At 59.0% G+C, this 25,575-nt stretch carries 18 protein-coding genes and 1 riboswitch; of the genes, 3 read left to right on the top strand and 15 right to left on the bottom strand.

Translation table 11 applies throughout. The features are described 5' to 3' along the window. Nucleotides 1-7 precede the first annotated feature (7 nt). Nucleotides 8-3,697, bottom strand: coding sequence for a hypothetical protein (locus AB4N85_RS07060; protein WP_460067492.1), 3,690 nt, complete (start codon nucleotides 3,695-3,697; stop codon nucleotides 8-10). A 142-nt stretch (nucleotides 3,698-3,839) separates the two neighbouring features. Then, complete coding sequence (locus tag AB4N85_RS07055; protein WP_056785248.1) at nucleotides 3,840-4,949, bottom strand: PilT/PilU family type 4a pilus ATPase; 1,110 nt, start codon at nucleotides 4,947-4,949, stop codon at nucleotides 3,840-3,842. 109 nt (nucleotides 4,950-5,058) lie between these two features. Between AB4N85_RS07055 and AB4N85_RS07050 the strand changes: the two genes are divergently transcribed. Beyond that, a complete protein-coding gene (locus AB4N85_RS07050) occupies nucleotides 5,059-7,596 on the top strand; it encodes a PAS domain-containing hybrid sensor histidine kinase/response regulator (protein ID WP_252869354.1) in 2,538 nt (845 codons plus the stop codon). 52 nt (nucleotides 7,597-7,648) lie between these two features. Next, nucleotides 7,649-7,924: a peptidylprolyl isomerase gene (locus AB4N85_RS07045; RefSeq protein ID WP_007912322.1), complete on the top strand. Its 276-nt coding sequence runs from the start codon at nucleotides 7,649-7,651 to the stop codon at nucleotides 7,922-7,924. A 116-nt stretch (nucleotides 7,925-8,040) separates the two neighbouring features. On the opposite strand, the gene kdgK is transcribed toward AB4N85_RS07045, so the two are convergent. The 8 genes from kdgK to AB4N85_RS07005 form a co-directional block, all read right to left on the bottom strand. Further along, nucleotides 8,041-8,973: a 2-dehydro-3-deoxygluconokinase gene (kdgK, locus tag AB4N85_RS07040; RefSeq protein WP_252869353.1), complete on the bottom strand. Its 933-nt coding sequence runs from the start codon at nucleotides 8,971-8,973 to the stop codon at nucleotides 8,041-8,043. A gap of 154 nt (nucleotides 8,974-9,127) precedes the next feature. Further along, a complete protein-coding gene (locus tag AB4N85_RS07035; protein WP_252869352.1) occupies nucleotides 9,128-10,342 on the bottom strand; it encodes an amino acid deaminase in 1,215 nt (404 codons plus the stop codon). 38 nt (nucleotides 10,343-10,380) lie between these two features. Next, entirely contained in the window at nucleotides 10,381-11,145 is a 765-nt protein-coding gene (locus AB4N85_RS07030; RefSeq protein ID WP_150635937.1) for an IclR family transcriptional regulator, read from the bottom strand. A 147-nt stretch (nucleotides 11,146-11,292) separates the two neighbouring features. Beyond that, complete coding sequence (locus tag AB4N85_RS07025; RefSeq protein ID WP_016774497.1) at nucleotides 11,293-11,682, bottom strand: RidA family protein; 390 nt, start codon at nucleotides 11,680-11,682, stop codon at nucleotides 11,293-11,295. A 31-nt stretch (nucleotides 11,683-11,713) separates the two neighbouring features. Continuing rightward, nucleotides 11,714-12,505: an amino acid ABC transporter ATP-binding protein gene (locus AB4N85_RS07020; RefSeq protein WP_041478713.1), complete on the bottom strand. Its 792-nt coding sequence runs from the start codon at nucleotides 12,503-12,505 to the stop codon at nucleotides 11,714-11,716. Next, on the bottom strand, nucleotides 12,502-13,164 hold the full coding sequence (locus AB4N85_RS07015; RefSeq protein ID WP_252869351.1) for an amino acid ABC transporter permease: 663 nt from the start codon (nucleotides 13,162-13,164) through the stop codon (nucleotides 12,502-12,504). Before AB4N85_RS07015 ends, AB4N85_RS07020 begins: the two co-directional genes overlap by 4 nt. A gap of 9 nt (nucleotides 13,165-13,173) precedes the next feature. After that, nucleotides 13,174-13,836: an amino acid ABC transporter permease gene (locus tag AB4N85_RS07010; RefSeq protein ID WP_024012746.1), complete on the bottom strand. Its 663-nt coding sequence runs from the start codon at nucleotides 13,834-13,836 to the stop codon at nucleotides 13,174-13,176. A gap of 51 nt (nucleotides 13,837-13,887) precedes the next feature. Next, nucleotides 13,888-14,736 (bottom strand): transporter substrate-binding domain-containing protein, encoded by an 849-nt coding sequence (locus AB4N85_RS07005; protein ID WP_252869350.1) that lies wholly within the window; start codon nucleotides 14,734-14,736, stop codon nucleotides 13,888-13,890. Between the two features lie 458 nt (nucleotides 14,737-15,194). Here AB4N85_RS07005 and AB4N85_RS07000 point away from each other — a divergent pair, with 458 nt between their 5' ends. Continuing rightward, the gene (locus AB4N85_RS07000) at nucleotides 15,195-15,626 is read left to right on the top strand and encodes a thioredoxin family protein (RefSeq protein ID WP_252869349.1); all 432 of its coding nucleotides are present in this window, start codon (nucleotides 15,195-15,197) and stop codon (nucleotides 15,624-15,626) included. A 137-nt stretch (nucleotides 15,627-15,763) separates the two neighbouring features. Here AB4N85_RS07000 and AB4N85_RS06995 read toward each other — a convergent pair whose 3' ends face one another. The 5 genes from AB4N85_RS06995 to cobW all read right to left on the bottom strand — a co-directional run bounded on the left by AB4N85_RS06995 (nucleotide 15,764) and on the right by cobW (nucleotide 24,488). Further along, complete coding sequence (locus tag AB4N85_RS06995) at nucleotides 15,764-17,323, bottom strand: TerC family protein (protein WP_252869348.1); 1,560 nt, start codon at nucleotides 17,321-17,323, stop codon at nucleotides 15,764-15,766. Nucleotides 17,324-17,680: 357 nt separating this feature from the next. After that, entirely contained in the window at nucleotides 17,681-18,373 is a 693-nt protein-coding gene (locus AB4N85_RS06990) for a vWA domain-containing protein (protein ID WP_252869549.1), read from the bottom strand. Continuing rightward, nucleotides 18,346-19,356 (bottom strand): ATP-binding protein, encoded by a 1,011-nt coding sequence (locus tag AB4N85_RS06985; protein WP_252869347.1) that lies wholly within the window; start codon nucleotides 19,354-19,356, stop codon nucleotides 18,346-18,348. The genes AB4N85_RS06990 and AB4N85_RS06985 overlap by 28 nt, the downstream gene beginning before the upstream one ends. Before the next feature lie 216 nt (nucleotides 19,357-19,572). Beyond that, complete coding sequence (gene cobN, locus AB4N85_RS06980; protein ID WP_460067486.1) at nucleotides 19,573-23,421, bottom strand: cobaltochelatase subunit CobN; 3,849 nt, start codon at nucleotides 23,419-23,421, stop codon at nucleotides 19,573-19,575. 2 nt (nucleotides 23,422-23,423) lie between these two features. Then, the gene (cobW, locus tag AB4N85_RS06975; protein ID WP_095179740.1) at nucleotides 23,424-24,488 is read right to left on the bottom strand and encodes a cobalamin biosynthesis protein CobW; all 1,065 of its coding nucleotides are present in this window, start codon (nucleotides 24,486-24,488) and stop codon (nucleotides 23,424-23,426) included. A gap of 99 nt (nucleotides 24,489-24,587) precedes the next feature. Then, nucleotides 24,588-24,799, bottom strand: a riboswitch (cobalamin riboswitch). Nucleotides 24,800-25,575 lie beyond the last annotated feature (776 nt).

The following is a 25,575-nucleotide window of genomic DNA, read 5'->3' as shown; positions in this document are numbered from 1 at the left end:
CGCAGCCTCAATTCAGCTGTATTACAACTTCACCGGTGAGGGGCTGATCTCCACTGGCTTCGATCGCTGCGCGCATGATGCTGAGATTCAGCGAAAACAACGCTTCGTTTGTTTTCAACAAACTGAGCAAGGCAATAACGAGCATCAGCGAGTCTGCATTGAGGAGCGCTTGAGCACTTTCGTGAAAACTGCCAGTGATAGGCTCAGACCGGGGCAAGCGTCCCTTTGCCAAGTTTAGTAAAGGCGCCACATCCAAACCGACCTTACCATCTCGGGTCGCCCCCTCGGCAGTGATCAGACTGGTCTTGGCGGGGTTGACCCGAATCATTTCGTGGATGAGGTCATCAGCGATTTCGCCGTAACCTGTCAGGCTGAATCGCTGGTTGAAGTTACGTGTATTGACCGTCATGTACTGAACACGCTTTTTATCTGTAGCTCCTGCGCTCTTCCATTTGCTGTAATCGAATGGATTTACCTCAATGACGCCATCATCTAGTTTCAGGCTATCCAACAGGAAATTACTGGCGGACGTTCCGCCGAAATCCAGCCTGATGGCGCTTAGCAGATTGGACAATTCGTCACGCGCCGCCGCGGTACTGCCAAAAAACAATCCAATCGCGGGGTCGGTTTTGAAATTCAGCGCCGGCGCGCCCAGCACTTCAATTGCGCTGTCTATTTTGAAACGGGCCAGTGGCAGACTGCGCTCGAGAATGTGAGCTGTAAAAACACCCGGAACCGGTTTCTGCAGTAATGGCAGACTAAACTTCTCTTGCAGGTCGAAATTGACGAGTCGTTTTCCCCACGGCTTACCTAGCCGATTGGCCGCGTACCACTCACTGCTTTTCTTGATGGCACAGACATTGAAAGAAGACGCGGTGCTTCCAAGCGGGCGCCACCTCCCGAAACCAACATCGGTAGCATTCGCCAGCTTGTGAAATTCCCGCGCCGTACCGGTCAGTCTGCTCATCTGGACAACGGCAGATTCCACGACTTTTGCGCCCGACGCGCCCAAATGCATGACGCTTTTGAACAATGCTTTCGACGCTTGGTATCCAGCAGTTGGCAATCCATCAATCGGATTGAAAGTCGAGACTGTCAGAGAAATGCCAAACCTGACGAGGCTGCCGATTTTTGCCGTTAACGAAACTGTTTTGGCTGCGATATGCAGAATTTTAGCCGGGGCACCCAGTACAGTGAAGAAAATACCGATAGCATCCATCGTGCACGCGTAAATTCCGTCAACCACCTGATTTCTATTTCCGGAAGCCAAGTCTTCGATACATTTCTTGAACGGGACACACAGGTCAATGATATACGTCAGCACCTCGTTATAAGTGTTCTCCGCACGCTCTTTATCAGTGTATTCGGTGAAGACTTCCCTGAAATCCTGGAGGCTGCCCAAAGGTCTGTTCTTCACAACAAATTGGGCAATATTTTCGATATGCTCATTTACGAAAAATTGATAATGATTACGAACGACCCGCGACGCAGAAGTCGGAGCCATAACAGTGCCAAGTTTCTCTATAACCATAATCCCAGAGGCATTCGGCGACGGTTTTTTTCCGACAATGTAGCTATCGAAATCAGTTGGAACGTTATGCGTGGGGGGCAAAGGGAAAAATGCATCATTGGGCTTCCCTGTATATTCAACCCTTCCAGGCATGTTCATTTTTTGGGTATAAACAATCAATTTGCCTAGCTCATCGTTTCTTCTGCACTCCCCCAGCAAGGTAAACATTTCATAGCATAAAGTCTGATTATTCCCGAAGGAAGCTATCATAATTACGCCGAACCGCCCCACCGCCTGGTCTTTCTTGAGCTGAACTTCGATATTTTTGGGCGGCTGATTACCCGCGCCGACCAAGTTATAATTAGCCGATGACGGATAGTAAATCTCTGCAACCGAAGGACGTACAGTAAAAAACGTGATCTTGCTTGAGGCAAAGATATCTCGATCGGCTCGAGGCATTCCTGCTATCGCCAGCTTTATGTTTGAAGCCATCGCCTTATGAATATTGCAGTGATAGCTAACGAGCTCAGCTTCGAATGCTGGTTTGATGGCAGGCAAGGCCAAAAGCTGCGGATACTTATCGAAAATGCCGGGCTCTTTATTCCAATCCCATGTTCCGGACGCCAGCAACCCTTCGATATGAAGATCAAGCATCGACACTCTCATTGCAGAATAAGTCTCAGGACGCAAAAGAGGTTGTTCAATAACATCAAAATCAGCAACCGCCTGCTTCAATGCAGTCATCGCCAGTCGTTTCCGATTGGGCGGAGCCGCCCCAAATGCCTTGATTCCCAAAACAATATCATCCACGTGCGTTTTATACGCATTCAAAGCGTCTTGAGCTGCTGTAAGAGCAGACGTGCTCAGTTGCTCATGAGTGATGACTTCATTCATCAATGCCCAGTCAATGATAGGGTCGATCGCAGTAATACCTTGCAGCTCCCCCAGTACCGGGCTGACCGTTTCCATGCTTGCAAACTTCATGACTTGTTCATATGTCATGAAGCGAGAGACGCCTCGACAATTGATCTCGATAAAGCTCACCGCCTGGCAAAACGTCACCCAGCCGATCGAGCCAGCGTGAAGCTCTTGGGGCAGATTTTTAACCAGGAGACAAGGCGCTACATGAGCCAGGAGCAGGTGGGAAGCGAGAGGAATAATCGAGTGCGAATGGCCCTTTGCTACAAGGTAAGCCTCAAAATTTTCACGTATGGCATATAACGGCCTATCAGCCATGGTGCTCGAATCGTATATATCAAAGGTTCCGATGCAGTTGCGCTTGCCAGTAACGCCTATGGATGAATCCAACTGCAAAATTATTGCGGTGAGCAATACCTGAGCTAGATCGTCACTACTGATTTCCTCGGAATCCTTCGCCCCCCACCAGTCCAGTGCAATGACGTATTCCTTGGCAATTTTCTGCGACGCTGGATGACGAACCAGCATTGCAACGACCTCGTTAGCGCTGTCCCAATTAACGGTAGTAACGTTATACGGTCTGACGCTTCTGAAGATTGTGTTAAGTAGATTCTCATTCGCAGGGAAAAGTTTACTCGTCACTGCGCGAATCTCTGCACACTGCTGTGGTGTCAAGGTGATCGACGTATCATTTAGCCCAGTTATCTGCCCCCAGTAATTACCAAAATCATCTCCTTCAGGCCACTTCCACTCCAAAAAGCCAATCAAGCTTTCTAGTTTTTCTCTGTCATCCGGCACGTTGAACCCGTGAAAACGCAACCACTGCGACAACAGCACTGCGTTATCAAGGTGAACGAATCCACCAAGACCTGCTGCAATAGCAACTAACTTCTCGAACTTCTCATTCGCGCCGGGATTACTCTTGACGTTATCCGATACATCCATCCACCCTTCATGAGTAACGTATATGTGAATTTCACCCGAAGACGTAACTCTACTGTAGGTGCCGGAACCGAGTAAGCTCATCAGATCCTGAAGCATCTCGCTGGCCGGTTTCTGTAAACGTCCAAAAGAGGATTCAGGCGAGAGCCAGATGATCTTTTGGTCATCGTTTGAAATATCCCGTGCAACGTCTTCCGGAGCTTCGACAAGAAATCTTTTCAACTGACCTAGAAGTGCCATTCGCTCTAATTCATCTGCGGCAGAACAACGCACATTATCGGCAGCGCTCAATTTGGAAAGAGCACCTGCACCACATCGATTTTTCATTTTATTGACCTGTTTATTTACATGGACTTGCTATCGAGATCGCAAATCTAATAAAAACAGGCGAAACCACAACTAACCAAGTATTAGTCTAGATTTCAAACATCTATCACCTGACCGCTCAGCCGCCTACAGACACGACAACTTACTCCACCAACCCCCAATCCCCTGTCGATGCTTTTTCGTTGATTGGAGAATCAAGTTTAAGCTTGATGCCTAACCGTAAGTTGTTTGTCGAATCCGCGTTTTTCAAAGCTTCTTCTACTGTAATAACACGCGCAAGGACTAACTGTAACAGTGCAGCATCGAATGTCTGCATGCCTGAGTCTTCGGATTTCTCCATGATACTTTTCAACTCAGCCAACTCATTGCGACGGAGCGCATCAGCGACAGTCGGCGTACCTAATAACACTTCCACGGCCGCCCTGCGCTGGCCGTCGACAGTGCGTACCAAGCGCTGCGAGACAAAGGCTTTCAGGTTGTTGCCCAATGTCTGCAACAGCTGCTCGCGCTTCTCCTCGGGAAACATATTGATGATGCGATCCAGCGCCTGATTGGCGTTGGTCGCATGTAATGTCGACAACACCAGATGCCCTGTATCGGCAAACGAGAGCGCGTGCTCCATGGTTTCGCGGTCACGGATCTCACCAATCAGGACGACGTCCGGTGCCTGGCGTAAAGTGTTCTTCAGTGCAGCATGAAAGCTGCGCGTATCGACGCCAACCTCACGCTGATTGATGATCGAGCGCTTGTGCCGATGGATATATTCGATCGGGTCTTCGATGGTAACAATGTGTCCGGCACTGTGACGGTTGCGATGATCGATGAGCGCCGCCAGGGAGGTCGACTTGCCCGAACTGGTAGCGCCGACAAAAAGAATCAGGCCACGTTTGAGCATCACCGTTTCCAGCAACACCGGCGGCAGTTTCAAGTCTTCGAACCGTGGGATGTCGAGCTTGACGTTGCGGATAACGATCGAAACGTCATTGCGCTGCTTGAAAATGTTCACCCGGAACCGGCCGACGCCCGTTCGGGAGATTGCCAGGTTCATTTCAAGATCCCGGTCGAACTCCCGGCGCTGCTCGGCGTCCATCAGGGAGGTGGCGATGGCCGCGGTTTCGCCAGGTTTGAATGGCTGATCGCTCAGCGCCGTCAGCACACCATCAATGCGAGCGCTCGGTGGTGCGCCGGTGGAAAGGAAGAGATCCGAACCGTTTTTTTGCGACAATGTTGACAACAGTGCATCGATTTCCATGGCTGAAAGCACCCGCGAAGCATTGAATGAGCAGATTTGGCCTACGCTTGGCGCGGCTCCTGCAACAATGATAGACCCCGTCTCACCGAACCACGCTCAGGATTGAAACATGAATGCTGTACCCACCACCGATGACGCCCAGGCCCTGATCGCCCGCACCGACTGGAGCCGCAGTCCGCTGGGCGCCGCCGGTACCTGGCCGCAGAGTCTGCGCACAGCGGTGGACATCGTGATTCATTCGCCGATGCCGATGCTGCTGTTGTGGGGGCCGCAACTCACGCAGATCTACAACAATGGCTTTGCCCTGCTCGCCGGCAGCAAGCATCCCGAAGCCTTCGGCCAGCCAACGCATGAGATCTGGCCGGAAGTACGGGATTTTGCCGAGCCGATATACCAAGCGGTGCTGCAGGGCCAGGTGCGCAGCTTCAGCGAGCAACGTTTCAGCGTGCAGCGCGACGGCAAAAAAACCGATTTCTGGCTGGATCTGACCTACAGTCCGATTCGCGATGAAACCGCACAGGTCGCCGGAATTCTGATCACTGCCATTGAGACCAACGAGCGCCGCCGCATTGCCCTGGAATTGCAGCGCCGTTCCGAGGAAAGCCTCAAGGCTCAGCGCCAGTCCGAAGAGCGTCTGCAACTGGCCCTCGCCGCCGCCGACGCCGTCGGAACGTGGGACTGGGACATTGGCGAAGACCGATTCATTGCCGATGCGCATTTTGCCGAACTGCATGGCGTTGATCCGAGCAAGGCCGGGCAATTGCCGATCAGCGAATATATGCACGGGGTGCACCCCGAAGACCGCGCAATGGTTGCGCGCGGCATCAAGCACTGCATCACCCACGGCACCGAGTACGCTGAGGAATATCGCTTGTTGCAGGCCGATGGCACGCTGCGCTGGGTGTTCGCGCGGGGGCGTTGCTACAAGGATCATCATGGTCGGCCGATGCGCTTTCTCGGCGCGGCGCTGGACCTGACCGAACGCAAACACACCGAACAAGCGCTGCGTCAGAGCCAGACCGAATTGCAGTTGATCATCAACGCCATGCCGATCCTGATCAGCTATGTCGACGCCGAAGAACGTTTTCGCTTGAACAACGCAGCGTATCTCGACTGGTACGGCCTCACACCGCAAGAGTTGTACGGGCGCAAGATTCGCGAAGTCATCGGCGAAGAGGCGTATTTCCTGCGCGCACCGTACATCGCCGAAGCGCTGGCCGGGCGCGCCTGTTCCTTCAGTTTCTATACCCCCCACCGCGACGGCAGCACCCGTCATGCCCTCATGAATTATCTGCCGCGACATGGTGCGGACGGTGCAGTGAACGGCTTCTACATCTTTGTCATCGACGAGACCGAGCGCAAGAAAACCGAAGAAGCCCTGCGTAATCTCAACGAAACCCTCGAAGAGCGGGTCAGCGCGCGCACCGAGCAACTGGCTCAGGCCAACGAGCGTTTGCAGAACGAGATGTTCGAACGCGAGCGCGCCGAAGATGCCTTGCGCCATGCGCAGAAGATGGAAGCCGTCGGCCAGCTCACGGGTGGCATCGCCCACGACTTCAACAACATGCTCACCGGCATTATCGGCAGTCTGGACTTGATGCAGCGCTACATCGCCAATGGTCGTGCCGACGAGATCGGCCGTTTTACCGAAGCGGCCGTGTCATCGGCCAATCGCGCGGCGGCGCTCACGCATCGCTTGCTGGCGTTCTCGCGGCGCCAGTCGCTGGACCGCAAGCAACTGAACGTCAATGAGCTGGTGCACTCGCTGGAAGATCTGATCCGTCGCACCAAAGGAGATCCGATCGATCTGCAACTGCGCCTGCCCGAAGACGTTTGGCCGGTGAGCACCGACGTCAGCCAGCTGGAAAATGCCTTGCTCAATCTGGTGATCAACGCCCGCGACGCGATGCCCGAAGGCGGCACGTTGCTGATCCAGACTGCCAACGTCTACCTCGACAGCAGCGACATCACCATTCTCGAACCGGTCAAGGCCGGGGAATACGTCATGCTCGCGGTCAGCGATAACGGCACCGGCATGACTCCGTCAATTCGCTCCAAAGCGTTCGATCCGTTCTTCACCACCAAGCCGATCGGCCAGGGCACCGGGCTCGGGCTGTCGATGATCTACGGTTTCGCCCAGCAGTCCGGTGGTCACGTCAGCCTCGACAGCGTACCGGGGCAAGGTACTTGCGTGCGCCTGTACTTGCCGCGCTTGCTTGAGCCGGCGCCGGAAACCTCATCTGTGAAGAAAGCCGAACCGATTGCTGCTTCATCTTCTGGCGAAACCGCAATCGTGGTCGAGGATGACGCGGCGGTGCGCATGCTGGTGCTCGATCTGCTGAGGGAGCTGGGCTATAAAACCTTCGAAGCGGCAAACGCCAAAATCGCCCTGCCCTTGTTCGAGTCCGCGCAACGTGTCGATCTACTGGTCACCGATGTCGGGCTGCCCGGCATGAACGGTCGCCAGTTGGCGGAAATTGCGCGCCAGCATCGTCCCGGCCTTAAAGTGCTGTTCATGACCGGTTACGCGCAGATTGCTGCCGAGCGCCAGGGCTTTCTTGAAGAGGGCATGGACATGGTCGCCAAGCCTTTTGTCCTGGAAGTGTTGGCGAGCAAGATTCGCAAGTTGAGCAACCCGACCCCGTGACTTGAGGCATAATCGCGCGCCCCGCTGTCACCCCGTTATCAGGTATTGCACGATGAAAGCCCAAGCCCGCCACATTCTGGTGAAAACCGCCGAAGAGGCCGAACAACTCAAACAGCGCATCGCCAAGGGCGAAGCATTCGATGTGCTGGCGAAGAAGTTTTCCACCTGCCCGTCCGGCAAACGCGGCGGTGATCTGGGCGAAGTACGTCCAGGACAGATGGTCGGCGCGATTGATGCGGTGATTTTCAAGAAACCACTGCGCACCGTGCATGGACCGATCAAGAGCAAGTTTGGTTATCACCTGGTGCAGGTGTTTTATCGGGATTGATCGGCTGGCTGTCGAGCTTCTTCGCGAGCAGGCTCGCTCCCACATTTCGACCGGATTTTCATTGTGGGAGCGAGCCTGCTCGCGAACCGATTGCGCAGCAAGCGGCCATTCTCTGACTACCTGGGGATCAGCGCCCCTGGCACCTGTATCACCTGACTGGCCAATTCATGTCCCGCTTGGGCCGCCTCTGCCGGGCTGCCGCCGAGCAAGCGCCGGGCCAGATATGCCGCACTGAACGAATCCCCCGCCGCCGTGGTGTCGACAACCTTGTCGACCTTTTGCGCCGGCACCTCAAACGCCTCCCCCTGACAACGAATCAGGCACGCCTCCGCGCCACGCTTGAGCACCACTTCTGGCGTGCCAATCTGCGCATACGTCGCAAACACCTCAGCGCAATCGGCAAACCCGAACAACGCCTGTTCGTCATCCACGGTGAGCAACGCCAGATCGACATAAGGCAAGACGCTGCGATACGCCGCCCGCGCCTCTTCCACAGAAGCCCACAAGCGTGGGCGGTAGTTGTTGTCAAACACGATGCGCGCATCGCGCTGCCGGGCTTCGCTCAACGTCTTGATCAGGCGGGCACGGCCTTGCATGCCAAGTACGGCGAGGGTGATCCCGCTGAAATACAGCACGTCGTAGTCCGGCAAGGCCGCGAGAATCGGCTCGGCCGCAGGGGTAGTGAAGCAATCGCGTACCGCCGCTTCGTTGCGCCAGTACAGGAAACGTCGCTCGCCGTTCGCATCGGTCTGGATGCAGTACAAACCGGGAAGCCGACCAGGCAAGCGCTGCACCAGATCGAGGCCGATGCCTTCGCTGCGCCAGATCTGGCACATTGCATCACTGAAACTGTCATCGCCCAGCGCGGTGACGTAGTCGACTTGCGCCTTGTCGCCCAGGGCGCGGGACAGGTACACGGCCGTATTGAGGGTATCGCCACCGAAGCTTTGCTGCAGACTGCCGTCGGCACGTTGTTGCAGTTCGATCATGCATTCGCCGATCAGGGCGATGCGTGGGGTGTAGGGCCCCAGAGGGCTGAGCGTGGTCATCTGGTAAGGTCTCTGGTCGTTCGGTGGTGGCTGTTGGGGCGTCATCGCTGGCAAGCCAGCTCCCACAAAGTCAAGGTGAACATAAATTGGGTAATCACCTCCGGCCCTGTGGGAGCTGGCTTGCCAGCGATTGGCCGCGCCTCGGTCTCAAGCCTTAGAAACAAGTCTCCATGGTCTCGATAACCGCCAACTGCTCATCCACCAGCAACCCAACACGCCATTTGTCAAACGTCAGGCACGGATGCGAAGTACCAAAGGAAATGATGTCGCCGACCCGCAGTTCTACACCCGGCGCCACGGTCATGAACGCATGCTGATCCATCACCGCCGTGACCTTGCACGCACCGATATCATCACCTGTCGCCGGCACCACACCGGCCTTGTAGCGCAACAACGGCACCGGCAAACCGGCGTCGAATGCGACGTCGCGCTTGCCCAGAGCGATCACCGCGAAACCCGGTTCCGGCAGCGACTGCACATGAGCCCAGACTTCCAGCGCCGGGCGCAGGCCTTCGTGCAGATCGCTGCGACGGTCGAGCACGCAGCACTGCGCCTCTTTGTAGATGCCGTGGTCGTGCGCGACATAACTGCCCGGGCGCAACACACTGAGGAAGCGGCCAGCGGCGTTCTGGGTTTCGAAGGATTCGGCGATCAGGTCATACCAGGCTGAACCCGATGCGGTGATGATCGGTTTGGCAATGGCGAAAGCGCCGCTGTCCTGCAGCTGCACCGCCAGGCGCACCAGCGACGCAGCGAACTGGCGAATGCCACTGACCGCATGATCGCCATGAATCACGCCTTCGTAACCTTCAATGCCGGTCAGTGCCAGCGCCGGTTGCGCATCGATGGCCTTGGCCAGCTCGATGACTTCCTGCTCGCTGCGGCACCCGCAGCGCCCGCCGACCACGCCATATTCGATCATCACGTTGAGCTTGACCCCACGGGAAGCGAAGTAAGCCCCGAGGTCGGCGACGTTGTCCGGGTGATCGACCATGCAATAGAAATCGAACGTCGGATCGGCGAGCAGATCGGCAATCAACGCCATGTTAGGCGTGCCGACCAATTGATTGGCCATCAACACCCGACGTACGCCGTGAGCATAAGCGGCGCGGGTCTGGGTGGCGCTGGCGAGGGTGATGCCCCAGGCGCCGGCGTCGAGCTGTCGCTTGAACAGTGCCGGGGTCATGCTGGTTTTGCCGTGGGGCGCGAGTTCGGCGCCGCTGTCGCTGACAAATTTCTGCATCCAGCGAATGTTGTGCTCCAGCGCCTCGCGGTGCAGCACCAACGCCGGCAGGCTGACGTCGCGGGTCAGTTGCGCGCCGATGGCGGCGTCGCCTTTTTCTACGGCAGAGTTGATGGCAGTGGTCATGGTCCAGTCCTCACAGTCGCGGCCGCAGGCAGCCGCGGTTATTCGTTGATCCGCCGGGCGAGGCTGTTGGCGCTCTCGATCAGCACCCGGCGATAGTCGTTGTAATTGTTTTTTGCATCGGCGCGTGGGGCGACGATGCACAACGTGCAAATGGCCACGCCTTGCGGGTCTTTCACCGGCGCGGCGAAGCAATGGGTGAACGTGTCGGCGACGCTGTCGAAGGAGAAGAAGCCATCGAGGCCAGCCTGACGAATCTCCGCCAGAAAGCGTTCCAGCGGCAGGCGTTCGCCGTCGGGCAGGATGTAGTCGTCCTCGTCGATCAGGTCGATGATCTGCTGATCGCTTAAATGCGCGAGCAGCAGGCGCCCGGAGGCGGTCCAAGGGATCGGCGCGTTTTCGCCGATATCCGATGAGATGCGGAAATGCCGCTCGCCCTCCTTCATCAACGCCACCGTGTATTTGCGCCCGTTGAGCAGGCACATCTGCGCAGTTTCGCGGGTCTGGCTGACGATCTCCTGCAAGGCGTGATCGGCCTCGCGGCTGAGGTCGAAATGGCGCAGATGCGCTTGGCCGAGGAAGTACAACTGGCGGCCGAGATAGACGTGGCCGTCCTTGCCCACCGGCTCGAGAATCCGCCGCTCCAGCAAGGATGCGACCAGCTCGTAGACCGTGGATTTCGGGCCGCCGATGCCGTTGGCGATGTCATTGGGGCGCAGGGGCTGGCCGATTTCCTTGAGAAAATCGAGGATATCGAACGCCCGGTCCAGACCACGTGCCCGGCGCTTGATGGTGTCTTCGGTCATGTCAGTGGTTTCCATTCAAAGTCGCCGGGAGTTTACCGAGAGTCCAGTGTCGCCTGTTACATCGCTTTCGCGAGCAGGCTCGCTCCCACAGGAAAACGCATTCCAAATGTGGGAGCGAGCCTGCTCGCGAAGAGGGCTGCACTTGTTTCAGGCCTTCTTCTTGTAGGCAATGCAGTCGATCTCAACCTTGCAATCAACCATCATGCTCGCCTGCACACAGGCCCGCGCCGGGGCGTGTTCGGGTTTGAAATACTCGGCGAAGACCTTGTTGAAACTGCTGAAATCCCGTGGATCGTCCAGCCAGACGCCAGCGCGGACCACATCTTCAAGGCCATAACCAGCCTCCTCGAGAATGGCGATCAGGTTCTTCATGGTCTGGTGGGTCTGTTCGACGATGCCGCCGACGATGATCTCGCCATCCACCGCCGGTACCTGGCCGGACACATGCAGCCAGCCATCCGCTTCGACTGCGCGGGCGAATGGACGAGGCTGGCCGCCGGCGGCGGTGCTGCCGGTGCCGTAACGCGTAATGCTCATGGGTGTTTCTCCTGATTGCAAAAGTACAGATTCAAAACCGCGTGCTTTTGAGAAATTCCGCCAGACGCGGCGATTGCGGGCGTTCGAACAGCTCCTTGGGAGGCCCCTGCTCTTCGATTCGCCCCTGATTCATGAATACGATTTTGTCCGAGACCTCGAAAGCGAAACGCATTTCGTGGGTCACCAGCAACATGGTCATGCCGTCCTCGGCCAGCCCCTTGATCACGTTGAGCACCTCGCCAACCAGTTCCGGGTCGAGGGCCGAGGTGACTTCGTCAAAGAGCATCAGGCTCGGGTTCATCGCAATCGCCCGGGCAATCGCTACGCGCTGTTGCTGACCGCCGGACAACTGACCGGGAAAGTGATTGCGCCGCTCCAGCAGGCCGACACGCTCCAACCATTTTTCGGCAAGCACCACGGCTTCGTCCTTGTGCATCTTCTTCACCTTGAGCAGGCCCAAGGTGACGTTCTGCAACGCGGTCAGGTGCGGAAACAGGTTGAATTGCTGGAACGCCATGCCGGTCATCGCGCGATGGCGGGCAATGACCTTTTCCGGGTGACGTACGCGTTTACCGTTGACCTCGTCATAGCCGATGGATTCGCCGTCGAGCAGAATCTGCCCGCCCTGAAACTCTTCGAGCATGTTCACGCAACGCAGCAGCGTGGTTTTGCCCGAGCCACTGGAGCCGATCAGCGTAACGACGTTGCCGCGCTGCATGCTCAGGTCGACACCCTTGAGCACTTCCACCGCGCCGTACTGTTTGTGCAGGCCGCGAATATCCAGCAGCGCCTGATTCTGTGAAGCAACTTGAGCTTGAGTCATGGCAAGGCCACCCGCTTTTCAATGTGCCGGCCGAGTAATTCGATGCCGTAGTTGATGACGAAGAACAGAAAACCGGCGAACAGGTAGAACTCCAGGGTCATGAAGTTCCGGGCGATGATCTGTTGCGTGCTGAGCAGCAATTCGGCGACGCCGATCACCGAGAGCAAGGTCGAAGCCTTGACGATTTCGGTCGACGAATTGACCCAGGTCGGCAGGATCTGCCGCAGCGCCTGAGGCAACAGCACGTAGCCGAGGGATTGGTAGAACGTCAGGCCGATGGCTTTGCCCGCCTCCATCTGCCCGCGCGGCAGGGCTTGCAAGGCGCCGCGCACGATTTCGGCGACGTGCGAGCCGCAGAACAGCGTCAGGCCCAAGGCTCCGGCCTGAAACGCGCTGATCTGCCAACCGAGCGCCGGCGCCATATAAAAGCAGGCCAGCACCAATACAAACACCGGCGTGCCGCGAATCAGATCGACGTACAGCCGAAACGGCGCGCGCATCCAGAATCTGCCGTAAGTCAGGACCAGGCCGGCGACCACACCAAGCAGCGTGCCCAGCACAATGGCCAGCGCCGAGACCTGCACACTGGTCAGAAAGCCCTGCCACAACGGCTCGCGCGCGAGCCACAATTCATGCAACCAACTGGGGGATTGGTACATCGCAGCCTCCTATCGGCGGATCGCCAGACGCTGCTCGAGGTAACGCAGCAGCATGGCAATGAGGTAACAGGCCGCGACATACAACGCCGTGGTCACCAGCCAGGTTTCGATCACCCGGTAGCTCTCGACGTTGATCTTGCGCGCGTAATAGGTCAGCTCCGGCACCGCAATCGCAGCCGCCAGCGAGGTGTCCTTGAACAGCGAAATGAAGTTGTTCGACAGCGCCGGCAGCACATTGCGCAGCATCACCGGCACGGTGACGTAAGCCTTGACCTGCCATTCACCGAGACCGATTGCCAGCCCGGCTTCGCGCTGACCTTTGGGAATGCTCAACAAGCCGCCACGGAAGACTTCGGTCAGGTACGCGCCGGCATACAGCGACAGCGTGATGATGAACGAAGGAATCTTGTCCAGACGAATGCCAAGGCTGGGCAGTGCGAAGTAGATCAACAGAATCAACACCAGGATTGGCGTGTTGCGCACCACCGTGACGTACACCGAGGCCAGCACCCGCAAGGCGCGATGTTTGGAGAGCAATGCAAACGCCATCAGCAGGCCGATCACGCAGCCGATGGCGATCGACACCAGCGCCAGCTGCAAGCCCAGCCCGAGCCCTGCCAGCAAGGTGTCGAAATCGCGCCACACGGCGGCAAAGTTCAACTGATAATTCATGGTCAGCAGTACCTTGAGCGGGGCGACTGAAATCGCCCCACTCTCACGGGATCATTTGAATTCGACTGGGAAACCGATCGCGGGCGACGGCAGATCGACACCGAACCATTGCTTGAAGGAGGCGGCGTAGGTCGGGAACTCAACCCCGGTCATGGCCTCATGCAGCGCGGTGTTGACGAAGTTCAGCCAGTCCTGATCGCCGCGTTTCACCGCACACGCGTAGGTTTGCGGGCTCCAGGCGTAGCTTGGGCTGCGGTAGCGGCCCGGGTTCTGCACCATCAGGTATTTGACCGACGACTGATCGGTTGCGGCGGCATCGGCACGGCCAGAGTTCACTGCCTGATACATCAGGTCGACGCTGTCGTACTGATCGACCTTGGCCTTGGGCAATGCCTGATGCACCAATTCTTCGGCGTAGACGTTTTGCAGCACCGCAACGGTAACGTCATCGCCCGCTGCCTGCAGGTCTTCGATTTCCTTGTACTTGCTGTTGTTCGGCAACAGCAGGCCGACGCCTTCGCGGTAGTACGGCAGAGTGAATGCCACTTGCTGGGCACGGCTGGCGGTGACGGTGATGAACTGGCAGCTCATGTCGACCTTGTCGGTCAGCAGATTGGGAATCCGCGCATCGGACGACTGCACCACGAACTCGACTTTACTCGGGTCGTTGAACAGTCCCTCGGCCACCATCCTGGCGATGTCGATATCGAAACCCTGCAACTTGCCGTCCGCGCCCTGAAAGTGCCACGGCGCATTGGTGCTGCCGGTGCCCACGATCAACTTGCCACGGGCGAGAACACTGTCGAGCTTGCTGTCGGCCGCCTGGGCCAGACCCATGACCGAGGAAGAAGCCGCAAGGACAAAAACACACGCTTTGAACAACGAAGGATGGCGACGCATGGCAAGCACTCCAGAATTGTGTTTATTCCGCTATACCGGAACACGGTTTGTTACTACGGAATAGACAGCAGAAAGTGTGCCACAGGAATCTCGCGAAATCTGTAACTGCGTTGAAAGCTTTTGGAATCAACAAGATATGTTTCGTGGACCAAAGGGTTTGGCCCGACCAGGAGCGAAGGAAACACCTGACAAAGCCAGGAAAGGGGTAATGCGTTCCCAACTTGGGTCAGATCGCGCCGTTGTGGTGCGAATCAGGGTGACAGTTGAGCAAAACCCGGTATCAGCGCTTTAGCGCCTGCCTGTAGACATCACCACCCTGCCGTTTCGCGACGGCTATCACCGTGACGACAGCACTTCTCGTGGTTACGCAGTCCACCTGTAATTTCTGACAGTAGACCCCGACATGCCTACTCCTTTAACGTCAAGCAACCTATCCGCTCGTTGAAAAGGACCCTTCGATGAACGTCACCAACACAACTTCCGCGCTGGCCCCGGTTTACCGCAAAGCCCTGAAAACCTGGCGTCCGGTCATTCTTTATTTCGCCAATGAACATTGCCCCGCCTGCGAATGGTCCGGGCCGATCTTTCGGCAGATTGCCGAGCCTTACCGACTGCGCGCCGCCATCTATATGCTCAACACCAGCCAATCGCCCAAGCACCCGAATGTCACGGGCACGCCAACCGTGCTGTTCTATAAAAACGGCAGGCTGCTGAAAAAGCTCAAAGGTATCGGCACTGAAGAAACCCTCGCACGGGATTTCGCCGTGCACATCGGCAAGACCAAAGCCCCCTTTGCCGCGCGTAAACGGAAGCATGATCTGCCTTGGCTGCGTCAGACACTTCGTACTTTGCGTACCGTCCCACATGGGCGCCTACGGAGGATGTACTGAACGAGCCTCCTCAGAGGTATGGAGTGCCTGCCAAATTGCCTTCGCGAGCAGGCTAGCTGCCACATTGAACCGCATTGCAATGTGGCAGCGAGCCCGCTCGCACAAAAGGCCGGCACAGCTTTTAGAAAACGCAAGTATTACGCGGCAGCGCGCTCCAGCAACACCCGCGTCACCCTCCGCTCTTCCACCGCTTTGACAGTCAATTGCCAGCCCTCGTATTCCAGTTGATCGCCGGTCATCGGCAAGCGATCCAGCAGACTCATCACCAACCCGGCCATCGTCTGATAATCCTCGGTCGGCTCGGCATCGAAGCCGGTACGCTGGCGAACGCGAGCCAAGGGCAGCGCGCCGCTGACCAGAAACCCGCCGCGCTCTTCGACCACGTCCGGGCCTTCGATTTCGCTGGCATCGGGTAGTTCGCCAGCGATCGATTCGAGGATGTCGGTCATGGTCAATACGCCGACGAAATCGCCAAACTCGTTGACCACGAAAGCGATGTGGGTCGAGGCCGCGCGCATCTGCTCCAGGGCATTGAGGATGGAATAACTGTCGAGCAGATTGATCGTCTTGCGCGCCAGATGCTCAAGGTTCGGCTCGTTGCCGGTCAGATACTCCTTGAGCAATTCCTTCTTGTGTACGAAGCCGAGCGGCTCGTCCACCGCGCCATCGCGAATCAACGGCAAGCGCGAGTAGGACGAATGCATCAAATTCGTGCGAATGGTTTCGGCGTCATCCGCAAGATCAATCAGGTCAACGTCGGCGCGCACCGTCATCAGGTTGCGAATCGGCCGCTCCGCCAATTGCAGCACGCCGCTGATCATCACCCGCTCACGACGGTCGAACAGCTCGGCCACCGGCGCTTCACCGTTGTCCAGCAAGTCGGAGATTTCCTCGCCAACCTCCTCCGCCGCCAGCTTGCGCCCGCCGAGCAGACGCATCACCGCATGGGCCGTGCGCTCACGCATTGGCCGCACGCCCTGCATCGAACGTTTGCGCCGCGCCCGGGCGATCTGATTGAACACCTCAATCAGGATCGAGAAACCGATGGCCGCGTACAGGTAACCTTTCGGGATATGGAAGCCCAGACCTTCGGCGGTCAGGGCAAAACCGATCATCATCAGGAAGCCCAGGCACAGCATGATCACGGTCGGGTGCGCGTTGACAAAGCGGGTCAGCGGCTTGCTGGCGACGATCATCAGGCCGATGGAAATGATCACGGCGATCATCATCACCGCCAGTTCATCGACCATGCCCACGGCGGTAATCACCGCGTCGAGCGAGAACACGGCGTCGAGCACCACGATCTGCGCCACGATCGGCCAGAACAGCGCGTAGGTCGTGTTGGCCGAGCGCTCGCCGACATGGCCTTCGAGGCGTTCATGCAACTCCATCGTCGCCTTGAACAACAGGAACACGCCACCGAACAGCATGATCAGGTCGCGGCCGGAGAAGCTCTTGTCGAACACCTCGAACAACGGTTGCGTGAGCGTAACCAGCCAGGAAATGCTCGCCAACAGGCCCAGGCGCATGATCAACGCCAGCGACAAGCCGATGATCCGCGCACGATCACGCTGATGCGGCGGCAGTTTGTCGGCAAGAATTGCGATGAACACCAGGTTGTCGATACCCAGCACCAGTTCCAGCACGATCAGAGTCAACAGGCCTAACCAGGCCGTGGGATCCGCTAACCATTCCATAAAACGTCTCGATCTCTCTTCAGTGAATTCAGGCGGCCGGACACGGCGAAGTGCAACGCGAAGGCTCAAGGGCCGCGTTATCAACCATAGTCGGGAGTCGGAAGACGGGATGCTGCGAATGGATCAAGACCGCGCGAAGGCGTGCTGGAGAGTGCTGACTGGGAGGCTCCGAGAGGGTGTTCATGTAGATCCTGAATGAAAAATGGCCTTCGAGCGTACAGGGTCGACTGGTCCGCTCCACAGCGGTAAATCATTTCAAGATCTGTATAAATCAATGTAACCGAAGATTTTCAGCGTTGCCGAAAAAGCCTTCGCGAGCAGGCTCGCTCCCAAAGGGTGCGAGCGGTGCGGCGGATTTCAGCGTGGACCCAGCTCATCGATATGCTGATACTGCGCTTGCAGCGCGGTCGCCAGATCCTTCGCCCGGCCCAGTCGAATCGGCCCGCGTTCGATGTCGATCAGCAATCCCGGGCACGCCAGCACCGGCAACCCCGACAGCTCTTTCAAGCGACCATCGGTCACGATCAGGCAGCGTTGCTGTTCGGCGGGAAAGCGCTTGCGTCTAACCGTCAGCCATTGCTGCGCCTGTTCCAGCGCCGCGAGCAACGGCGTGCCGCCACCAGCGCCCAGGCCGGCGAGCCAGGTGCTCAGGCCGCTTGAGGCCTTCAAGCCTTGCACCTGCCATTTCGGCGCAGAACCACTGGCGGTCAGCAACGCCAGCCGCGCCCGCTGGCGGTAAGCATCGTCGAACAACTGCGCGAGCAGGCCCTTGGCATCGCTCAAGGCCTGATGGCGACGGGTCGAAGCCGACGCGTCGACGATCACCAGCCAGACTTCATGGGGCGAACGGGTACGCTGTTGAAACAGCAAATCAGCGCGACGCTGAGGGAGGCCATTGAGCAGCGTGCCCGGCCAGTTCACCGAACCGCTGCTGGCGCTCTGGCGTTGGCCCTGACGACCGTTATCGAGTTGTCCGGCACGGGGTCTGGCATTCGCCCCCGCGTCGGATCGGGGGCGAATGCCTAGGGCTTTTTTGCCTGTGGCGGCCAGCTCGGAACTTCGCGGCGGGCACCGGTGGCTTGCGCCGTTGCCGGCATCTCGCCCCACTGGCCCTGGCCTTCGCCGGATTTGCTGTCTGTGCCTGACGGAGATTGCGCTTGTGATTGGGCGCTGGATGAAGGTTGTTCGCGACGGCGATGGCGCAGGGCAAATTCGGCCACCGCGTCGATGTCCTCTTCAGCAATCGCATCCGCCCCACGCCACGCGGCATGGGCGCGGGCCGCGCGCAACCAGACCAGATCGGCGCGCAAGCCATCGACGCCAGCAGCGAAACAGCGCTCGGTAATCAACGCCAATGCCGCGTCATCCAGTGGAATGGCTGCCAGGCGCTCGCGGGCGCTTTCACAGCGCGAACGCAGGATGTGTTGCTCGCTCGCCCACTGCGCGCAGAACCCTTGTGGATCGCTGTCGAAATCCAGCCGCCGGCGAATGATCTGTCCACGTTCGGCGGGCGCGGTGTGGCCGCTGAGGGCAACGTTCAAGCCGAAGCGGTCAAGCAGTTGTGGCCGCAGTTCGCCCTCTTCCGGGTTCATGGTGCCGATCAGGACGAATTTCGCCGAATGCCGATGGGAAATGCCGTCACGCTCGATCAGGTTGGTACCGCTGGCGGCGACATCGAGCAGCAGGTCGACCAGATGATCGGGCAGCAGATTGACTTCATCGACGTACAGCACGCCACCGTCAGCCTTGGCCAGGACACCGGGCGAAAACTGCGCGCGACCGTCGCTCAGGGCAGCGTCGAGATCGAGGGTGCCGACCAGGCGCTCTTCCGTGGCGCCCAGCGGCAAGGTGACGAACTGGCCGCTGGCGAGCAGATCCGCCAGGCCCCTCGCCAGCGTCGACTTGGCCATGCCGCGCGGGCCTTCGATGAGTACGCCGCCGATTTTCGGGTCGATGGCGGTCAGGCACAGGGCGAGCTTCAAGTCATCGGCGCCGACCACGGCGGAGAGCGGGAAATGCGGGGTGTCGGTCATGGGTTTCTCTTTCGTGGTCGTGGATGGTCGTGACGTTGTGGTGTGTCAGTTGTTGCCCTCACCCTAGCCCTCTCCCAGAGGGAGAGGGAACAGACCGTGATGGCCTCTCGAGTTCTGTCGACGTGATGCATCGGGTCGACGCAAACTTCGACAGCGCTAAAGATCGGCCCCCTCTCCCTCCGGGAGAGGGCTGGGGTGAGGGTAGCTTTTTAGCGGCTACATATCTTCCTCGATATCCAACAGCAAATTCTCCAGCGCTTCTTTATAAGCCCCCGGCTCCTGCCACATCCCGCGCTGCTGCGCTTCGAGCATGCGTTCGGTCATGTCGCGCAGCGCATGGGGATTATGCTCACGAACAAAATCCCGGGTCGCCGGATCGAGCAAATATGCCTCCGCCAGCAACGCATATTGATGGTCGTCGATCAATTGCGTAGTCGCATCGAAGGCGAACAGATTATCAACCGTCGCCGCCAGTTCGAACGCGCCTTTGTAGCCGTGACGCTTGACCCCGTCGATCCACTTCGGATTCGCCGCGCGCGAGCGCACCACGCGGTTCAATTCTTCCTTTAAGGTACGAATCTTCGGCAGATCCGGCTGGCTGTGATCGCCGTGATAACTGGCCGCCGCTTCGCCACGCAGCGTTTCCACCGCAGCGAGCATGCCGCCCTGGAACTGGTAGTAATCGTTGGAATCGAGCAGGTCATGCTCGCGGTTGTCCTGGTTTTGCAGCACCGCTTGCACCTGGCTCAGGCGCTGGCTGAATTGCGCACGGGCGGCCGTGCCCTCGTCGGCACCGCCGTAAGCATAGGCGCCCCAGTTCAGGTAGACCTCGGCGAGGTCTTCGCGCGACTGCCACAGACGTCCATCGATAGCGCCTTGCACCCCGGCGCCATACGCCCCCGGTTTCGCGCCGAAGATGCGCCACCCGGCTTGACGCCGCGCGGTATCTTCATCGACGCCCGACTGCAACAGCGCCTCGCGTTCGGCGCGCACCTTGGCGGCGAGTGGGTTCAAGTCATCCGGCTCGTCCAGTGCGGCCACCGCTTGCACGGCGGCGTCGAACAGGCGGATGAGATTGGCAAACGCATCACGGAAAAACCCCGAAACCCGCAGCGTCACGTCGACCCGCGGACGATCGAGCAGGCTCAGCGGCAGAATCTCGAAATCATCCACGCGCTGACTGCCCGTGGCCCAGACCGGACGCACGCCCATCAAAGCCATGGCCTGAGCAATGTCATCGCCGCCAGTGCGCATGGTTGCAGTGCCCCACACGGACAAGCCGAGGTGGCGCAAGTGATCGCCGTGGTCCTGCAGATGCCGTTCGAGAATCAGCGTTGCCGACTGGAATCCGATGCGCCACGCGGTAGTTGTTGGCAGATTGCGCACGTCGACTGAATAAAAATTACGCCCGGTGGGCAACACGTCGAGGCGGCCACGGCTGGGCGCACCGCTGGGGCCGGCCGGAACGAAACGACCGCTGAGGGCGTCGAGCAGACCGCGCATTTCGGCGGGGCCGCAAGCGTCGAGGCGCGGGGCGACGACTTCGCGCAGATGGTCGAGTATCGAATCAACCTCAGCCCAACCCGCCCCTTGTGGGAGCGAGCCTGCTCGCGAACTCGGTGTGTGATTCAACAATGATTTACCTGACTCACCGCTTTCGCGAGCAGGCTCGCTCCCACAGGGGACATTCAGTGCTTGGAAGATCAGGTCTGCGGCAAACAATTCGAGGCGTTCGCGGGTGTCGCCGGCGGTGCGCCATACTTCTTCGCTGATGGCCTGCAACTCGGTCGGGCGCGGGCCGCTCCACGGCTCGGCCAATGCGCAATCCAGCGGATCAAAACCCAGTTCAAACGCTTTGGCCAGTGCTCGCAACACACTCGACTGCGCACCCTTTCCGTCACCGCGCGGGATGCGCAGCAACGCCAGCAAGGTGTCGATACGCAAGCGCCCGCTCGGCGATTCACCAAAAATGTGCAACCCATCGCGAATCTGCGATTCCTTCAGATCGCACAGATAAGTGTCCAGACGCGGCAACCAGATCGCCGCATCGGCATCGCTGTCCAGCGCGGCATCCAGTTGCAATTCGCGGTCGATTTGCGTGTCTCGTACCAATTGCAGAATGTCGCGCTGCAACTCGCGGGCACGGCGCGGATCAAGCAGTTGCGCCTCGTAATATTCGTCGGCCAGCAGCTCCAGATTGCGCAGCGGCCCGTAGGTTTCGGCGCGGGTCAGCGGTGGCATCAGGTGGTCGATGATCACTGCTTGCGTGCGCCGTTTGGCCTGGGCGCCCTCGCCCGGATCGTTGACGATAAACGGATAGATATTCGGCAACGGCCCGAGCAGCGCGTCGGGCCAGCAGCCTTCCGACAGCCCCACCCCTTTGCCCGGCAGCCATTCGAGATTACCGTGCTTGCCGACGTTAATCACGCCGTGGGCGCCGTAGGTGTTGCGCAACCAGAAATAGAACGCCAGATAGCCGTGCGGCGGGACCAGATCCGGGTCGTGATACACCGCGCTCGGATCGACCTGATAACCCCGCGCCGGCTGAATGCCGACAAAGGTCAGACCGAAACGCAGACCGGCGATCATCAGCCGGCCGTCGCGACACATCGGATCGTTGTGTGGCGATCCCCAACGCTCGAGTACCTCGGCGCGATTCGCCTGCGGCAGTGCATTGAACATTGCCAGGTAATCGTCCATCGTCAGGCTCTGCTGGCACGGGCGCAGGTCGAGACTGTCGAGGTCGTTGCTGACACCGCCGAGCAATTGCTGGATCAGCTCGGTGCCGCTATCGGGCAACTCGGCCGTGACCGGATAACCCTCTTCGCGCAAAGCGCGGAGGATGTTCAGCGCCGCCGCTGGCGTATCGAGGCCGACACCGTTGCCGATGCGGCCGTCGCGGGTCGGGTAGTTGGCGAGGATCAGCGCGATGCGTTTTTCGCCATTGGGCACCCGCCCCAGAGCAATCCAGCGCCGCGCCAGTTCGGCGACGAAATCCATGCGTTCAGGTTGGGCGCGATAACAGACCACATCGGACTGGCTGCGCTCGCTGCGCCAGGCCAGATCCTTGAAGCTGATCGGGCGGCTGATGATGCGTCCGTCAAGTTCGGGCAAAGCAATGTGCATCGCCAGATCGCGCGGCCCGAGGCCCTGCTCGCTGTCGCGCCAGCCAGGCTCGTTGTCCTGGGCGCAGATCGCTTGAATCACCGGGATGTTGCGGCGAAACGGGCGCAGATGCGGCGCCTCGGGACTCGATTGGGCAAAACCGGTGGTGTTGAGAATCACCCCCGCCTCGACTTCATCCAGCCAGTCCTCGACCACCGACAAGCAACCGGGTTCTTTCAGACTGGCCACCGCGATCGGCAGCGGATTGAGCCCGGCTGCCTGCAAACGCTGACAGAACACATCGATGAACGCCGTGTTCGCCGCCTGCAAATGCGAGCGATAAAACAACAACGCCGCCACCGGTTGATCGGGCAGCCATTCGGCTTGCCAGTCACTCAGGGCAGCGCTGTTTTTCTGTGGGTGATAAATCGCCGTGCGTGGCAGGGTTTGCGGCTCGTTCCACGGGTAATCGCGGGCGAACCATTGGTTGCCCAGGCAACGGAAGAAATCCAGCGCGTTACCCATGCCGCCCTGACGCAGGAATTGCCAGAATCGATCGCGCACTTCGGCGCTGGCCGTGCTCAAGTCGCTGAGTTCGGGGTCCGGGCGGTCATCGCCGGGCACCAGGATCAGTTGCACGCCGCGTTCGGACAACTCGACCAGCCGCTCGACACCGTAGCGCCAATAGGCGATGCCGCCGTGCAGTGAGATCAGAATGACCTTGGCGTGGCGCAGCACTTCGTCGACATACAGATCGACCGAGGCATGATTCTGCACCTGCATCGGGTTGGCCAGACGCAGGCTCGGATAGTCATCGGGCAGTTGCTGCGCAGCCTCCGCGAGCAGCGCCAGGCTGGAATCGCCGCTGCACAGGATCACCAGCTCGGCGGGGGTTTGTCCGAGATCGGCAATGTTGTCGTCCGAGACGAATCCGCCGGGCTGGGTCCTGAGCAGGTGCATGGCTAAACGCTGAGCGCAGCGCGCAATTGCGCTTCGAGTTGTGCCGCATCAAGCTCCTGACCGATGAGCACCAGACGCGTGACGCGCGCTTCGTCGGCGCCCCACTGGCGGTCGAAATGCTTGTCGAAACGCGTGCCCACGCCCTGGATCAGCAGACGCATTGGTTTGTTCGGGATGGCCGCGAAACCTTTGACGCGCAGGATGCCGTGCTGCACCACCAGTTGCGTCAGCGCGTCGAGCAGCAAGCTTTCGTCGGCTTGCGGCAATTCGATGGAGATCGAATCGAAGGCGTCGTGATCGTGGTCGTCGTCATCACCGTCATGGTGATGATCGTGGTGGCTGTGGCGGCTGTCGATATGTTCTTCAGAGCCGGCACCGAGACCGATCAGCACGTCCAGCGGCAGGCGGCCGTTGCTGGCTTCGATGATTTTCACTGCTGGCGGCAGCTCTTCGGCGACTTCAGCGCGTACGCGAGCCAGATCTTCCGGGCTGGTCTGGTCGGCTTTGTTGAGGATGACCAGGTCAGCGCTGGCCAGTTGATCGGCGAACAATTCGTGCAGCGGCGACTCGTGATCAAGGTTCGGATCGAGTTTGCGCTGGGCATCGACCTGATCCGGGAACGCAGCGAATGTGCCTGCGGCGACCGCCGGGCTATCGACCACGGTGATGACTGCGTCGACGGTGCAGGCACTGCGAATTTCCGGCCACTGGAAGGCTTGCACCAGCGGTTTTGGCAGGGCTAGGCCCGAGGTTTCAATAAGGATGTGGTCGAGATCGCCGCGACGGGCAACCAGCTCGCGCATCACCGGGAAGAATTCTTCCTGCACCGTGCAGCACAGGCAGCCGTTGGCCAGCTCATAAACGCGGCCGCTGGCCTCTTCTTCGGTGCAGCCGATGGTGCATTGCTTGAGGATTTCACCGTCGATGCCCAGCTCGCCAAACTCGTTGACGATCACCGCGATGCGCCGGCCCTGAGCGTTGTCGAGCATGTGCCGCAGCAGCGTGGTTTTGCCCGAACCGAGGAAACCGGTGACGATGGTGACGGGGAGTTTGGCCAGTGTTTTCATCGGTATGCCCTTTGGCAAGCGGCGGGCATACGGGACGAGAACCGGCAGCGCGCATGCACGCCGGAAGCATTCGCCACCGGATCACCCCGCCCGGTTGTAGTGAGAATCTGTGACGAGGCAGGTCTCCTGGCTGACGGCGTTCAGGCGTTGGGCCTGGCGTCCATTGCGCCTTCCCGCTGGCTCATCGGTTGAGCTGGCAGTGGCGTGGCAACGAACATCACCGTTCACAGTTGCGGGGGCAGCCGCGGCTTTGACCGCGTTCCCTTCTTAGCTTCGGCGAGTGCCGAAGAACCTCGAAAGCGCAAGGCTACGCATGGGTCCGTCGTGGGTCAATGGTCGGTGAGTCTGAAACTGGGGGTATATCCGTTGCTGCGGTAACGGCTTCTTATGGTTTCGCTCTTACAGCGAGTCCCTTTTTCAAACGCCGGAGTGCCGGCCCAGCAAAAAGGAACCAAAAGGCTTTGCCCCGGCGTACGGCCCGCTCGCTGGAGCTGGGGTACCTTCGTTACGGGACCGATCCGGGCGCAGCGGCTACGGTTTGCTTCGCTGCACCTCCTTCCGCTGTGTACGACTGCGTCGTACGGTCGCTGCGCTCCCACCCCCGGATCGATCCCGTAACGAAGCCTGCCGAAGGGGCGAAAGATCAAAAGCCAGAGCAAAAGCAAAGGCAAAAGCAAAAGATCGCAGCCTTCGGCAGCTCCTACAGTTGGATCGCGCACCAGCTCAAGAACAGGTCGGATGTCAGGCCGCCTTCGCGAGCAGGCTCGCTCCCACAAAAGCAAAAGCAAAAGCAAAGCAGCGCAGCTGCCCGCGGCGCAGCCGCCCCACTCAACAATGAGCGCAAGCTCGAGTGCTCTTGATCTTGATCCACCGGCGACGTCGGAAGGCTGAGTGGAGGGATTGATCCGGGCGTGGGAGCGCAGCGACCGTTCGACGAAGTCGAACACAGCGGAAGGAGGTGCAGCGAAGCAAACCGGAGCCGCTGCGCCCGGATCAGTCCCGGAGCGAAGGAACCCGAGCCTGCGAGGGCCGAACGTAGGAGCAAGCCTTTTTGGGTACTTTTTCGGCGTTTGGAAAAAGTGCCTCG

The organism is Pseudomonas sp. H1_G08 (genome assembly GCF_054681355.1).
This window is presented reverse-complemented; position numbering and strand designations above follow the sequence as displayed.